This is a genomic window from Actinacidiphila glaucinigra (assembly GCF_900188405.1).
Classification (GTDB): domain Bacteria; phylum Actinomycetota; class Actinomycetes; order Streptomycetales; family Streptomycetaceae; genus Actinacidiphila; species Actinacidiphila glaucinigra.
In genome coordinates, this window is record NZ_FZOF01000001.1 from 1 (window position 1) to 13,600 (window position 13,600).

At 74.8% G+C, this 13,600-nt stretch carries 12 protein-coding genes; 9 read left to right on the top strand and 3 right to left on the bottom strand.

The annotated features are described in order from the left end of the window. Positions 1 to 168: 168 nt before the first annotated feature. Positions 169 to 1,401, top strand: a complete 1,233-nt coding sequence (gene hemW, locus CHF15_RS00005; protein WP_089221481.1) for a radical SAM family heme chaperone HemW — start codon at positions 169 to 171, stop codon at positions 1,399 to 1,401. Position 1,402: 1 nt separating this feature from the next. Here hemW and CHF15_RS00010 read toward each other — a convergent pair whose 3' ends face one another. Together CHF15_RS00010 and CHF15_RS00015 are read right to left on the bottom strand one after the other, a co-directional pair. Next, a complete protein-coding gene (locus CHF15_RS00010) occupies positions 1,403 to 2,233 on the bottom strand; it encodes a DUF3097 domain-containing protein (RefSeq protein ID WP_089221482.1) in 831 nt (276 codons plus the stop codon). A gap of 30 nt (positions 2,234 to 2,263) precedes the next feature. Continuing rightward, positions 2,264 to 2,998 (bottom strand): MBL fold metallo-hydrolase, encoded by a 735-nt coding sequence (locus tag CHF15_RS00015; protein ID WP_089221483.1) that lies wholly within the window; start codon positions 2,996 to 2,998, stop codon positions 2,264 to 2,266. Between the two features lie 208 nt (positions 2,999 to 3,206). Here CHF15_RS00015 and hrcA point away from each other — a divergent pair, with 208 nt between their 5' ends. The 8 genes from hrcA to CHF15_RS00055 all read left to right on the top strand — a co-directional run bounded on the left by hrcA (position 3,207) and on the right by CHF15_RS00055 (position 12,583). After that, positions 3,207 to 4,223 (top strand): heat-inducible transcriptional repressor HrcA, encoded by a 1,017-nt coding sequence (gene hrcA / locus CHF15_RS00020; protein ID WP_026250542.1) that lies wholly within the window; start codon positions 3,207 to 3,209, stop codon positions 4,221 to 4,223. Continuing rightward, complete coding sequence (gene dnaJ / locus CHF15_RS00025) at positions 4,223 to 5,362, top strand: molecular chaperone DnaJ (RefSeq protein WP_089221484.1); 1,140 nt, start codon at positions 4,223 to 4,225, stop codon at positions 5,360 to 5,362. Before hrcA ends, dnaJ begins: the two co-directional genes overlap by 1 nt. Positions 5,363 to 5,487: 125 nt before the next feature. Next, the gene (locus CHF15_RS00030) at positions 5,488 to 6,225 is read left to right on the top strand and encodes a 16S rRNA (uracil(1498)-N(3))-methyltransferase (RefSeq protein ID WP_089221485.1); all 738 of its coding nucleotides are present in this window, start codon (positions 5,488 to 5,490) and stop codon (positions 6,223 to 6,225) included. A gap of 86 nt (positions 6,226 to 6,311) precedes the next feature. Continuing rightward, the gene (locus CHF15_RS00035) at positions 6,312 to 9,587 is read left to right on the top strand and encodes a S41 family peptidase (protein WP_089221486.1); all 3,276 of its coding nucleotides are present in this window, start codon (positions 6,312 to 6,314) and stop codon (positions 9,585 to 9,587) included. A 108-nt stretch (positions 9,588 to 9,695) separates the two neighbouring features. After that, positions 9,696 to 10,055 carry a histidine triad nucleotide-binding protein gene (locus CHF15_RS00040; RefSeq protein ID WP_089221487.1) on the top strand — a complete coding sequence of 120 codons (360 nt, stop codon included), beginning with the start codon at positions 9,696 to 9,698 and terminating at the stop codon, positions 10,053 to 10,055. Between the two features lie 6 nt (positions 10,056 to 10,061). Then, complete coding sequence (locus tag CHF15_RS00045; protein WP_089221488.1) at positions 10,062 to 10,976, top strand: ribonuclease Z; 915 nt, start codon at positions 10,062 to 10,064, stop codon at positions 10,974 to 10,976. 30 nt (positions 10,977 to 11,006) lie between these two features. Further along, positions 11,007 to 11,996 (top strand): adenosine deaminase, encoded by a 990-nt coding sequence (locus tag CHF15_RS00050; RefSeq protein WP_089221489.1) that lies wholly within the window; start codon positions 11,007 to 11,009, stop codon positions 11,994 to 11,996. A 71-nt stretch (positions 11,997 to 12,067) separates the two neighbouring features. Then, positions 12,068 to 12,583: a hypothetical protein gene (locus tag CHF15_RS00055; RefSeq protein ID WP_089221490.1), complete on the top strand. Its 516-nt coding sequence runs from the start codon at positions 12,068 to 12,070 to the stop codon at positions 12,581 to 12,583. A gap of 74 nt (positions 12,584 to 12,657) precedes the next feature. Here CHF15_RS00055 and CHF15_RS00060 read toward each other — a convergent pair whose 3' ends face one another. Further along, complete coding sequence (locus tag CHF15_RS00060; protein WP_089221491.1) at positions 12,658 to 13,521, bottom strand: FHA domain-containing protein; 864 nt, start codon at positions 13,519 to 13,521, stop codon at positions 12,658 to 12,660. Between the last annotated feature and the right edge of the window lie 79 nt (positions 13,522 to 13,600).

The window sequence follows — 13,600 nt, forward strand, 5'->3', positions numbered from 1 at the left end:
TACCCACCGGGCAGCCCGGCGCAGCCGCCCGCAGGCGCAAACAACCCGCACACAACCACCGGCCGCAAGGGGCACCCGGACCGCAGGCGCAACGTACCCGCACACGGCAACCGGGGGCACCCCGCGGCGCGGCGCAACCCCCGGAGGGGATGGCGGACAATGGGACGCATGCCATCCGTACTGCCCGACGGGGAGCCCATGCCGGAGGACGGCGCGCTCCCGCCGACCGCGCTGCACGGCGCGGACTCCCGCCCGCTGGGGTTCTACCTGCACGTCCCGTACTGCGCCACCCGCTGCGGGTACTGCGACTTCAACACCTACACCGCCGCCGAGCTGCGCGGCACCGGGGGCGTGCTCGCCTCCCGGGAGAACTACGCGGACACCCTGGTCGACGAGATCCGGCTTGCCCGCAAGGTGCTGGGGGACGACCCCCGCCGCGTGGAGACCGTGTTCGTCGGAGGCGGGACGCCGACCCTCCTGCCGGCCGCGGACCTGGCCCGGATGCTGGGGGCCATCCGGGACGAGTTCGGCCTGGCGGAGGGCGCGGAGGTCACCACGGAGGCGAACCCGGAGTCCGTGGACCCGGCGTACCTGGAGGAGCTGCGGGCCGGGGGGTTCACGCGGCTCTCGTTCGGGATGCAGAGCGCCCGCCCGCACGTCCTGCAGGTGCTGGACCGGCGGCACACGCCGGGCCGCCCGGAGCAGTGTGTGGCGGAGGCGCGGGCGGCGGGGTTCGAGCACGTCAACCTGGACCTGATCTACGGCACGCCCGGGGAGTCGGACGACGACTGGCGGGCGTCGCTGGACGCCGCGATCGGCGCGGGGCCCGACCATGTGTCGGCGTACGCGCTGATCGTGGAGGAGGGCACGCAGCTGGCGCGCAGGATCCGGCGCGGCGAGGTGCCGATGACGGACGACGACGTGCACGCGGACCGCTACCTGATCGCGGAGGAGCGCCTGGCGGCGGCCGGCTTCGGCTGGTACGAGGTGTCGAACTGGGCGACCTCGCAGGCGGCCCGGTGCCGTCACAACGAGCTGTACTGGACCGGCGCGGACTGGTGGGGCGCCGGGCCCGGCGCGCACAGCCACGTGGGCGGGGTGCGGTGGTGGAACGTGAAGCACCCGGCGGCGTACGCGGCGGCGCTCGCCGAGGGCCGCAGTCCCGGGGCGGGGCGTGAGGTGCTGGCGGCGGAGGACCGCCGGGTGGAGCGGGTCCTGCTGGAGCTGAGGCTGTCCGACGGCTGCCCGCTGGACGTGCTCGCCACGGCGGGCGCCGGGGCCGCGGAGCGCGCCGTAAGGGACGGCCTCCTGGAGACCGGTCCTTACCGCGAGGGCCGCGCGGTCCTCACCCTGCGCGGCCGCCTGCTCGCCGACGCCGTCGTCAGGGACCTGGTCGACTGACTCAGCCCGGGGCCGTGACGAAGTCGATCAGCTCCTCCACGCGCCCCAGCAGTTCCGGCTGGAGGTCCTTGTAGGAGTGGACGGCGCCCAGGATGCGCTGCCAGGCGGCGCCGGTGTTCTCCGGCCAGCCCAGGGCGCGGCACACGCCGGTCTTCCAGTCCTGGCCGCGGGGGACGGCCGGCCAGGCGGGGATGCCGAGGGAGGAGGGCTTCACGGCCTCCCAGACGTCGATGTAGGGGTGGCCGGCGACCAGGACGTGCTCGCCCGTGACCTCCGCGGCGATCCGGGACTCCTTGCTGCCGGGCACGAGGTGGTCGACGAGCACGCCGAGGCGGGCGTCCGGGCCGGGGGCGAAGGAGGCGACGATGGCGGGGAGGTCGTCGACGCCGTCCAGGTACTCGACGACGACGCCCTCGACCCGCAGGTCGTCGCCCCAGACGCGCTCGACCAGTTCCGCGTCGTGGCGGCCCTCGACGTAGATCCGGCCGGCGCGGGCGATCCGGGCCCGGGCGCCGGGGACGGCGAGGGAGCCGGAGGCGGTCAGCCGGGGGCCGGCCGCGGGGGCGGCTGAGGAGGGGCGCACGAGGGTGACCACGCGGCCCTCCAGGAGGAAGCCGCGGGGCGCCATGGGGAACACGCGGTGCTTGCCGAAGCGGTCCTCGAGGGTGACCGTGGGGCCCTCGGCGGTCTTCTCGCACCGGACGACCGCGCCGCAGAAGCCGGTGGAGACCTCCTCCACCACCAGGTCCCGCTCGGCGGCGACCTCGGGCGCGGGCGTGGCGGGCCGTTTCCACGGCGGGGTGAGGTCGGGGTCGTAGCTGCGGCTGCGCATGCCTGGGATCGTATCCGCGCGGCGCGCAGCTCAGGCGGATCCGAACCGGGCGGCGAGCGCGTCCCGTTGGGCGCGGACGAAGCGGGCGTCGACGACGGCGCCGTGGCCCGGCACGTACAGCGCGGTCTCGCCGCCCAGCAGGAGCAGCCGGTCCAGGGCGGCGGGCCAGGCGTGCGGGGCGGCGTCGGGTCCGGCCTGGGGCTCGCCGGACTCCTCGACGAGGTCGCCGCAGAAGACCACGGCCGGCGTGCCCGGCACGACCACCACCAGGTCGTGCGTGGTGTGTCCCTCACCCGGGTGGACCAGCAGGACCTGCCGGTCGCCGCCGAGGTCGAGTTCGTAGGAGCCGTCCACGAGGTGGCCGGGGCGCACGAGGGCCTCCGCCGCCTGCGCGGACTCGGCCTCGCCGGCGCCGTGCTCGACCGCGTCCAGGCCCAGGGTGAAGCGTTCGCGGCCGAGGTAGGTGTCGAGGGTCATCTCGCCGAACACCTGGACGCCCTCGAAGGCGGCGGTGCCGAAGACGTGGTCGAAGTGGCCGTGGGTGAGTGCGATGTGCGTCACGTCCCGCCCGGTCAGTTCGCGGACCTCCCGGCGGAGTCCGGCGCCCTCGGGGACGGAGGAGCCCGTGTCGACCAGCAGCACGCCGTCGTCGCCGACGACCACCCCGACGGTCACGTCGAGGAAGGGCAGCCGCCGCCGTGCGACGCCCGGGGCGAGCTGTTCCCAGCCGCCGGGGGAGCCCGGCGCGGTCGGTGTGGTCTCCACAACGTGACGGTATCCCCGCGACGTGCCCCGCGCCCGCTACGGTGGCCGGTCAAGGACGTCCCGGGAGCGGACCCGTGGACGGCCCTTGCCGAGGTCTTGCCACCCCGCCGTACACTGACTTGGGGAAAACTGGCACTCAGCCGAGAGGAGTGCCAGGCCACGGGGGGCGACACGACCCGCACGGTGACCGAGCGACTGGAGGTGCGCGATGCTCAGTGAACGACGGCTGGAGGTGCTGCGTGCCATCGTCCAGGACTACGTGGGCACCGAGGAGCCCGTCGGCTCCAAGGCGCTGACCGAGCGGCACGCCCTCGGCGTGTCCCCGGCCACCGTCCGCAACGACATGGCCGTGCTGGAGGACGAGGGCTACATCCAGCAGCCCCACACCAGCGCCGGCCGCGTGCCGACCGACAAGGGCTACCGGCTCTTCGTCGACCGGCTCACCAGTGTCAAGCCGCTGTCCGGCGCCGAGCGCCGGGCCATCGGGAACTTCCTGGACGGCGCCGTCGACCTCGACGACGTGGTGGCCCGGACGGTCCGGCTGCTGGCGCAGCTGACCCGGCAGGTCGCGATCGTCCAGTACCCGTCGCTCACCCGCTCCACGGTGCGCCACGTCGAGCTGCTCGCCCTCGCCCCGGCCCGGGTCATGCTGGTGCTGATCACGGACACCGGACGGGTGGAGCAGCGGCTGGTGGACGCCCCGGCACCGGTCGGCGAGACCGTGCTGGCGGACCTGCGCGCCCGGCTGAACAGCCGGGTGGTGGGGCGCCGGTTCAGCGACGTCCCGCCGCTGGTGCAGGAGCTCCCCGAGGGCTTCGAGCCCGACGACCGGCCGTCCGTCCAGGTGGTGCTCGCCACACTTCTGGAGACCCTGGTCGAGGAGACCGAGGAGCGGATCATGCTCGGCGGCACGGCCAACCTGACCCGCTTCGGGCACGACTTCCCGCTGACGATCCGCCCGGTGCTGGAGGCGCTCGAGGAGCAGGTGGTGCTCCTCAAGCTGCTGGGCGAGGCCAAGGATTCGGGCGTGACGGTGAGAATCGGTCACGAGAACTTCCATGAGGGCCTGAACTCCACATCGGTCGTCTCCGTCGGCTACGGTTCGGGCGACGAGGCGGTGGCGAAACTCGGCGTGGTCGGACCGACCCGCATGGACTACCCCGGAACGATGGGAGCGGTACGCGCAGTGGCACGTTACGTCGGACAGATCCTGGCGGAGTCGTAGTGGCCACGGACTATTACGCCGTGCTCGGCGTGCGCCGCGACGCAGGACCGGACGAGATCAAGAAGGCCTTCCGCCGTCTCGCGCGAGAGCTGCACCCGGACGTCAATCCGGACCCGAAGACCCAGGAGCGGTTCAAGGAGATCAACGCCGCTTACGAGGTGCTCTCGGACCCGCAGAAGAAGCAGGTCTACGACCTCGGCGGCGACCCGCTGTCCGCCAACGGCGGCGGTGCGGGCGCGGGCGCGGGCTTCGGCCAGGGCTTCGGCAACTTCAGCGACATCATGGACGCCTTCTTCGGCACGGCGTCCCAGCGCGGCCCGCGCTCGCGTACGCGGCGCGGCCAGGACGCGATGATCCGGCTGGAGATCGAGCTGGACGAGGCGGCCTTCGGCACGACCAAGGACATCCAGGTCGACACGGCCATCGTCTGCAACACCTGCCACGGCGAGGGCGCCGCTCCCGGCACGACCGCGCAGACGTGTGACATGTGTCGCGGCCGCGGTGAGGTCTCGCAGGTCACGCGGTCCTTCCTCGGCCAGGTCATGACCTCCCGCCCGTGCCCCCAGTGCCAGGGCTTCGGCACCGTCGTCCCCAACCCGTGCCCGGAGTGCGCGGGCGACGGCCGGATCCGCTCGCGGCGCACGCTGACGGTCAAGATCCCGGCCGGTGTCGACAACGGCACCCGCATCCAGCTCGCGGGCGAGGGCGAGGTCGGCCCCGGCGGCGGCCCCGCCGGCGACCTCTACGTCGAGATCCGCGAACTCCCGCACCAGATGTTCCAGCGGCGCGGTGACGACCTGCACTGCACCGTCACCATCCCGATGACGGCGGCGGCGCTGGGCACCAAGGTCCCGCTGGAGACCCTGGACGGGCTGGAGGAGATCGACATCCGGCCCGGGACGCAGTCCGGCCAGTCGATCCCGCTCCACCAGCGCGGCGTCACGCACCTGCGGGGCGGCGGCCGGGGCGACCTCATCGTGCACGTCGAGGTCCAGACCCCGGGCAAGCTCGACCCGGAGCAGGAGGAACTGCTGCGCCGCCTGGCGAAGCTGCGCGGCGAGGAGCGGCCCCTGGGGCAGTTCCAGCCGGGCCAGCAGGGGCTGTTCTCCCGCCTCAAGGACGCGTTCAACGGACGCTAGGCCGGCACGGCCTCGCTCACCGGCCCGCGGCCGAGGGTGCGCACACCCTGGACCGCGGGCCGTCGCGTGCCGTGAAACGATGGGCGCATGGCCGCCCTGAACCACCGCTCCCCGAGGACCGCGCCGTGACCGCACCCGTCTTCGTCGTCGAACCCGGCGCGCTGGGCCCGGACCGCATCACGCTCTCCGGCCCCGAGGGGCGGCACGCGGTGTCCGTGCGCCGGCTGCGGGCCGGCGAGGAGATCGTGCTCACCGACGGCCTGGGGCGCGGCGCGTACGGCACGGTGGCGGCCGTCGACGGCAAGGACACGCTGGAGGTCGCCGTCGCCGAGGTCCGCGAGGAGGCCGAACCCCGCCCGCGGATCACCGTCGTCCAGGCGCTGCCCAAGGGCGACCGGGGGGAACTCGCCGTCGAGACCATGACCGAGGTCGGCGTCGACGCGGTCGTGCCCTGGGCCGCGGCGCGCTGCATCACCCAGTGGAAGGGCGAGCGCGGCGCCAAGTCGCTCGCCAAGTGGCGGTCCACCGCCCGTGAGGCGGCCAAGCAGGCCCGGCGGCTGCGGTTCCCGGAGGTCGCCGAGCCGATGACGACCCGTCAGTTGGCGGGGCTGCTGTCCGGCGCCGCGTTTGCCGCGGTCCTCCACGAGGAGGGCTCGGAGCCGCTCGCCACGGCCGCGTTGCCGCCCGAGGGCGACATCGTGCTCGTCGTCGGCCCCGAGGGCGGGGTCTCCCCGGAGGAGCTCGACGCCTTCGCCGCGGCCGGCGCCAAGCCGTACCGCCTCGGCGCCAGCGTGCTGCGCACCTCCACCGCCGGTGTCGCCGCCACGGCCCTCCTGCTGGGCCGTACCGGACGCTGGGGCTGACGCGGCCGCCGAGGTGGCGTCCCCCCGGCGGGCAATGAGATCGAAAACCCCTGACCAGCCGGGCGCCGGGTGGTTAATGTGACGACGTGACGCAGCCGCAGCCTTCGCATCCCGCGTACCTCCGCTTCCCGCACCTGCACGGTGACTTGATCACCTTCACCGCCGAGGACGACGTCTGGGCCGCCCCGCTGGACGGCACCGGCCGGGCCTGGCGGGTCAGCGCCGACAACATGCCGGTGGGCCATCCGCGGTTCTCGCCCGACGGGACGCTCATCGCGTGGACCTCCACGCGGGACGGCGCACCCGAGGTGCACGTCGCGGCAGCCGACGGCGGGCCGTCGAAGCGGCTGACGCACTGGGGCAGCGGGCGCACCTCCGTGCGGGGCTGGACGCCCGGCGGCGACGTGCTGGCCATCAGCACCTACGGGCAGGCGTCGCTGCGCCGCAGTTGGGCGCGGGCGATCCCGGTCGACGGCGGTCCCGCCTCGACGCTGCCGTACGGGCCGGTCGGGGCCGTCGCCCACGGGCCGGACGGGGCCGTGCTGCTGCTGTCCGCCACGATGGGCCGCGAGGCGGCGGCCTGGAAGCGCTACCGGGGCGGCACCGCGGGCAAGTTGTGGATCGACCGCACGGGCGAGGGGGAGTTCGAGCGGATCCACGCCGGCCTGGACGGCAACCTGGAGTACCCGATGTGGGTGGGGGACAGGATCGCCTTCCTCTCCGACCACGAGGGCGTCGGCGCGGTCTACTCCAGCCTCCCCGACGGCGCGGACCTGCGCCGCCACACCTCCGTGGCGGACGGCGCCTTCTACGCGCGGCAGGCCGCCACCGACGGCTCCCGCGTCGTCTACACCAGCACCGGCCGGCTGTTCCTGCTGGACGACCTCGACGGTGCCGAGGCCCGCCCGGTCGAGGTGCGCCTCGGCGGCCAGCGCGCCGACCTGCAGCCGCACCCGATCCACGCGGCCTACCACCTCGGCGACGCGCGGCCCGACCACACCGGCCGCGGCAGCGCGGTCGAGATCCGCGGCACCACGCACTGGGTCACCCACCGCGGCGGCCCGGCACGGGCGTTGTCGGCCGAGCCGGGGGTGCGCACGCGGCTGCCGCGGGTGTTCGGGGGCGAGGGCGACCAGCAGGTCGTCTGGGTCACCGACGCCGAGGGCGAGGACGCGCTGGAGATCGCGCCCGCCGCGGCCACCGGCCCGGCAGCGCCCCGCAGGCTGGCCGCGGGGCGGCTCGGCCGGGTCCTGGCGATGACCGTCTCACCGGACGGCCACCGGATCGCCGTCGCCTCGCACGACGGCCGGGTGCTGCTCGTCGAGGCCCAGACCGGCGAGGTGCGCACCGTCGTGGAGGGCGAGCACGGCCACGCCACCGGCCTCGCCTTCTCGCCCGACTCGGCCTGGCTCGCCTGGTCGCACGCCGGGCCCGACCCGCTGCGCCAGCTCAAGCTGGCCTCGACCGCCGACCTCACCGTCGTCGACGCGACCCCGCTGCGCTTCCGGGACTTCTCGCCCGCCTTCACCGCCGACGGCAAGCACCTGGCGTTCCTGTCCGAGCGCTCCTTCGACCCGGTCTACGACGACCACGTCTTCGACCTCGCCTTCCTCCGCGCCTGCCGCCCCCACCTGATCACCCTCGCCGCCACCACGCCCTCGCCCTTCGGCCCGCAGCGCCACGGGCGGCCGGTCGACTCCTCCGCCGAGGACAAGGACGGCGACGACCGCGGCCAGGACGAGGGCAAGAAGGACTCCCGCAAGGAGGACGGCGAGGACCGGCCCCGCACGCCCGTCACCAAGGTGGACGCCGAGGGCCTGGCCGACCGCATCGTGCCCTTCCCGGTGGAGGCGGCCCGCTACTCCACGCTGCGCGCGGCCAAGGACGGCGTCCTGTGGCTGCGTCACCCCGTGCGCGGGGTCCTGGGCGCCAGCCTGGCCTCACCCGAGGCCGAGCCGCCGTCCACCGCGCTGGAGCGCTACGACCTCAAGCAGCTGCGCGTGGAGGACATCGCCGACGACGCCGACGACTACGCCGTCAGCGGCGACGGCAACAAGGTGCTGGTGACGTCCGGTCACCGGCTGCGGGTCGCCGCGGCGGACCACAAGTCGGCCCCGTCCGAGGACGAGACCGACAGCAACGTCACCGTCGACCTGTCCCGGGTCCGCGTCACCGTGGACCCGCAGGCCGAGTGGCGCCAGATGTACGACGAGTCGCACCGCCTGATGCGGGACCACTTCTGGCGCGCCGACATGGGCGGCGTCGACTGGGACGGCGTGCGCGAGCGCTACCGGCACGTCCTGGACCGGGTCGCCACCCACGACGACCTCGTCGACCTGCTCTGGGAGGTGGCGGGCGAGCTCGGCACCTCGCACGCCTACGTCGTGCCGTCCGGCGGCCGCGGTGACGGGCTGCACCGCCAGGGCCTGCTGGGCGCGGACCTCGCCCGGGACGCGGACGGCGTGTGGCGCGTGGAGCGGGTGCTGCCCTCGGAGACCTCCGACCCGATGGCCGGCTCCCCGCTCGCCGCGCCGGGCGCCGCGGTCCGCGCGGGCGACGCGATCCTCGCGGTGGACGGACGGCCCGTGGACCCGCTGACCGGCCCCGGCCCGCTGCTCATCGGCACCGTGCGCAAGCCCGTCGAGCTCACCGTCGGCCCCGCCGACGGCGGTGCGGCGCGCCATGTGGTCGTCGTGCCCATCGCGGACGAGGAGCCGCTGCGCTACCACGACTGGGTCGCCGGGCGCCGGGCGTACGTGCACGAGCTGTCCGGCGGCCGGCTGGGGTATCTGCACGTGCCCGACATGGTCGGCTCCGGCTGGGCGCAGCTCCACCGCGACCTGCGGGTGGAGGTCGTCCGGGAGGGGCTGGTCGTGGACGTGCGGGAGAACCGCGGCGGCCACACCTCGCAGCTGGTCGTGGAGAAGCTGGCGCGGCGGATCGTGGGCTGGAACCTGCCGCGTGGGCTGCCGGCCTCCAGCTACCCGCTGGACGCGCCGCGCGGGCCCGTCGTGGCCGTCGCCAACGAGTTCTCCGGCTCGGACGGCGACATCGTCAACGCGGCGATCAGGGCACTGGGGATCGGGCCCGTGGTGGGCACCAGGACCTGGGGCGGCGTCATCGGCATCGACTCCCGCTACCACCTGGTCGACGGGACGCTGGTCACCCAGCCGAAGTACGCCACGTGGCTGGAGGGCATGGGCTGGGACGTGGAGAACCACGGCGTCGACCCGGACGTCGAGGTCGTCCACACCCCGCAGGACTCGGCCGCCGGGCGCGACCCGCAGCTGGACGAGGCCGTCCGCCTCGCCCTGGAGGCGCTGGAGGCGCATCCGGCCCGCACCGCGCCCCCGTTGCCGTAGCGGCGGGAGCGGGGCCCGGCGCGACCCGGGCCCCGCGACGGCGCGCTGCCGCGGGGGGCACCGGTAGCATGCGGGGCGTACTGATCAACCCCTGGACGGAGGCGTCAGGTGGCGGGAGAGCCGCAGGCGGACTGCCTGTTCTGCAAGATCGTCGCGGGGAGCGTCCCCGCGACCGTCGTGCGGGAGACCGAGACGACCGTCGCGTTCCGCGACATAAACCCCCAGGCGCCGACGCACGTCCTGGTCATCCCCAAGGCGCACTACCCGGACGCCGCCACGCTGGCCGCCCGGGCGCCCCAACTCGCCGCGGACGTGCTGCGGGAGGCGGGCGAGGTGGCGACCGAGGACAAGGTGGACGGCAGCGGCTACCGGATCGTCTTCAACACCGGCGCGGGGGCGGGCCAGACCGTCTTCCACGCGCACGCCCACGTGCTGGGCGGCCGCGGCCTCGAGTGGCCGCCCGGATAACCGCCGGTGTCCGCACGTGAACTGGTCGTGCTCGGCACGGCCAGCCAGGTTCCCACCCGGCACCGCAACCACAACGGCTACTTCCTGCGCTGGGACGCCGAGGGCATCCTCTTCGACCCGGGCGAGGGCACACAGCGCCAGATGCTGCGGGCCGGTGTGGCGGCGCACGACCTGACCAGGCTGTGCGTGACCCACTTCCACGGGGACCACAGCCTGGGCCTCGCCGGGGTGATCCAGCGGATCAACCTCGACCGGGTGCCGCACCCCGTCACCGCCCACTACCCCGAGTCCGGCCGCCGCTTCTTCGACCGGCTGCGCTACGCGACCGCCTACCGCGAGACGGTGGCCCTGCGCGAGGAACCGGTGAAGGGCGAGGCGGTGGTGCTGGTCGACTCCGACGCCTTCCTGCTGGAGGCGCGCCGGCTGTCGCACCCGGTGGAGGCGTACGGCTACCGGCTGGTCGAGCCCGACGGGCGCCGCATGCTGCCGGAGCGCCTGGCCGCGCACGGCATCACCGGCCCGGCGGTGGGGCGGCTGCAGCGCGAGGGCGAGGTGGACGGGGTGACGCTCGCCGACGTGAGCGAGCCGCGCCCGGGGCAGCGCTTCGCCTTCGTCATGGACACCCGGCTCTGCGACGCGGTGTACACCCTCGCCGACGGCTGCGACCTGCTCGTCATCGAGTCGACCTTCCTGGACGAGGACGCCGCGCTGGCCGAGGAGCACGGGCACCTGACGGCCGGTCAGGCGGCCCGCGTGGCGGCCGAGTCCGGTGTCCGGCACCTGGTGCTCACGCACTTCTCGCAGCGCTACACCGAACCGGAGGACTTCGAGCGCCAGGCGCGGGACGCGGGTTTCGAGGGCGAGCTGACCGTCGCCCAGGACCTCGGCCGGGTCACCGTGCCGAAGCGCCGTCAGACCTAGCCGAACGCCCCTGACCTGTACGGTTGCCCGGTGAGCATCCCCAAGGCCGAACTCCATCTGCACATCGAAGGCACCCTCGAACCCGAGCTCGCCTTCGCCCTCGCCGAGCGGAACGGGGTCGACCTGCCGTACGCCTCGACCGAGGAGCTGCGGCAGGCCTACTCCTTCAGCGACCTGCAGTCGTTCCTCGACCTGTACTACGCGCTCATGGCCGTGCTCCGCACGGAACAGGACTTCGCCGACCTCGCCGACGCCTACCTCGCCCGCGCCGCCGCGCAGGGCGTGCGGCACGCCGAGGTCTTCTTCGACCCGCAGGCGCACACCGCGCGCGGCGTCCCGCTCGGCACGGTGGTGGAGGGCCTGGCGAGGGCCCTGGACCGCGCCCCGGAGCGGCACGGCGTCAGCACGCGGCTGATCATGTGCTTCCTGCGGGACGAGTCCGCCGAGTCCGCGCTGGAGACCTTCGAGGCCGCCCGGCCCCACCTGCACCGGATCAGTGCCGTCGGCCTGGACTCCGCCGAGGTCGGCCACCCGCCGTCGAAGTTCCGCGCGGTGTACGAGGCCGCCGCGGCGGCGGGCCTGCGCCGGGTCGCGCACGCGGGCGAGGAGGGTCCGCCGGCGTACGTGCGGGAGGCGCTGGACGTGCTCGGCGTCGAGCGGATCGACCACGGCATCCGCAGCATGGAGGACCCGGACCTGGTGGCCCGGCTGGTCCGCGACCAGGTGCCGCTGACCGTCTGCCCGCTGTCCAACGTACGCCTGCGCTGCGTGGACACCCTCGCCGACCACCCGCTGCCCGCCATGCTCGACGCGGGCCTGATGGTCACCCTGAACTCCGACGACCCCGCCTACTTCGGCGGTTACGCGGGCGACACCTTCGACGCCGTGGCCGGCGCGCTGCCGCTCGGCGAGGACGACCTGCGCAGGCTCGCCCGCAACTCCTTCCTGGCCGCATTCCTCGACGACGACGAGGAGTTGCGCGCCCGCTACCTCGCCGAGGTGGACGCCCACAGGTTCTGAGTGCGGCCGCGCGTGCCGTCTGAGTACGCGCACTCATGCGGGGCCGTGCCGCGCGGGCGGAGCATGGAGTCATGCGAAGGCACCTGATACGGCCCGCAGCGGCCGTCACGCTGATCGTGACCACGCCCGTCGCCACCTGGGGGCTCATGGGCCGGCAGGACGCCGCGGGCTTTGACCCCTCCGAACTGGACTACCTGGTATGGCCCTTCGGCATCCCGGCGGGGGCGGAGACCGCGATCGGCGCGGCCGCGGCCGTGCTGGCCACCGGCGCGGCGGTGCTGCTGGGCCGGGCCTCCCGTCCCGGGCCGGACCGCTTCGACGGCCGGTGGTGGGAGGTCATCGGGCCGCTGCTCGCGGCCGGGCTGCTGACCGGCGCGATCTGGCGGACGGTGACGGCCGGGGTGATCGGCGCCAACATCGGCGCCGGGCTGGCGATGCTGCTCGGCGGGCCCCTGGTCGCCGGGCTGGTGCTCTGGTCGCTGGGCCGGGGCCTGTGGCTGGCCCGCGACCGCCGCCGCGGCCCCCGCCCCCCGCGCGGCGGGACGGGCACCGCGGGCTGGCGGCCCGCCGCCGGTCAGGGCACGTAGGACACCGGGTCGGGGAGCTCGAACGACGTGCCGGCGTGACCGCCGTTCAGGTCGCTGTGTGCCCGTATCCGAGGTCAGTGGCGGTGCCGTCCGGGACGACGCCGCCCCGCCGCCGCGTCCCTCGCGCGGGTGTGCCTCGACAGGGCCGCGCCGCCCGCGCAGAGCACGGCGCCCGCCGCGAACGCGGTGAAGCCCAGCGGTGCCTTCGGCAGCCCCCACAGGGACTCCGCGAAGGGGTCGGGCGGGGCCTGCGCGCTGCCCGCGCCGCCCAGCAGGCTGAGGATCAGGGACGCCCAGACGGCGAACCCGGCGAGCGCCACCAGCACCCCGGCGGCCATGAGCACCCGCCCGGGCCCCCGCACCCGCAGCAGCCCGATGCAGGCCTCCCCGGCTGCCCCGGGGTCCGCCTCGCGCCCGTCACCGCCGTCCCCGTAGCGCCGGCGCCCGGCGAGGTACTGCGCGCGCCCGGAGGGGTAGCGGCGGGTGTCGCCGGGCCCGGACGGGGCCCGGGTGTCCCCGAGGTCGTGGAGGACGGCCGGGGGCGCGGGAGTGCCGCCCGGATCCTCCCCGGGCTCTCCCAGGGGGTCGTCCCCCTGGTCTTCCGGATCGGGCCGCCCCTGCCGGGCCGCCGCCACCGACAGCCGCAGTTCGACGTGGCCGATGCGGAGCAGGTCCCCGTCGCGGAGGGGACGGGGCGCGTCGAGCAGGGTCCCGTTGAGGTAGGTGCCGTTGGTCGAGCCGAGGTCGCTGAGCACGACGTGGCTGCCGGCGCGGTTCATCGCGGCGTGCCGCCGGCTCACGCCCTCCGCGTCCAGCCGGATCGCGCTGCCGGCGAGCCTGCCGATCTCGCAGTAGCCGGCCGGCACGGCGTAGGCCCGTCCGGCGTCCGGCCCCGTGGTCACGATCAGTTGCGGCGGTGCGGCCGAGTGTCCGGGCATCTCCAGCCCCTGGGGTCATCCGCTTTCCCTCAGCATCCGTCCGCGTCCCCGCGCGGACAAACGCTGGTCACGGCCCCGG

Excerpts from the sequence above, each read along its gene's own strand:
- hemW (WP_089221481.1), top strand. The coding sequence starts at position 169 with ATGCCATCCGTACTGCCCGACGGGGAGCCCATGCCGGAGGACGGCGCG.
- CHF15_RS00010 (WP_089221482.1), bottom strand. The coding sequence starts at position 2,233 with ATGCGCAGCCGCAGCTACGACCCCGACCTCACCCCGCCGTGGAAACGG.
- hrcA (WP_026250542.1), top strand. The coding sequence starts at position 3,207 with ATGCTCAGTGAACGACGGCTGGAGGTGCTGCGTGCCATCGTCCAGGAC.
- CHF15_RS00055 (WP_089221490.1), top strand. The coding sequence starts at position 12,068 with ATGCGAAGGCACCTGATACGGCCCGCAGCGGCCGTCACGCTGATCGTG.
- CHF15_RS00060 (WP_089221491.1), bottom strand. The coding sequence starts at position 13,521 with ATGCCCGGACACTCGGCCGCACCGCCGCAACTGATCGTGACCACGGGG.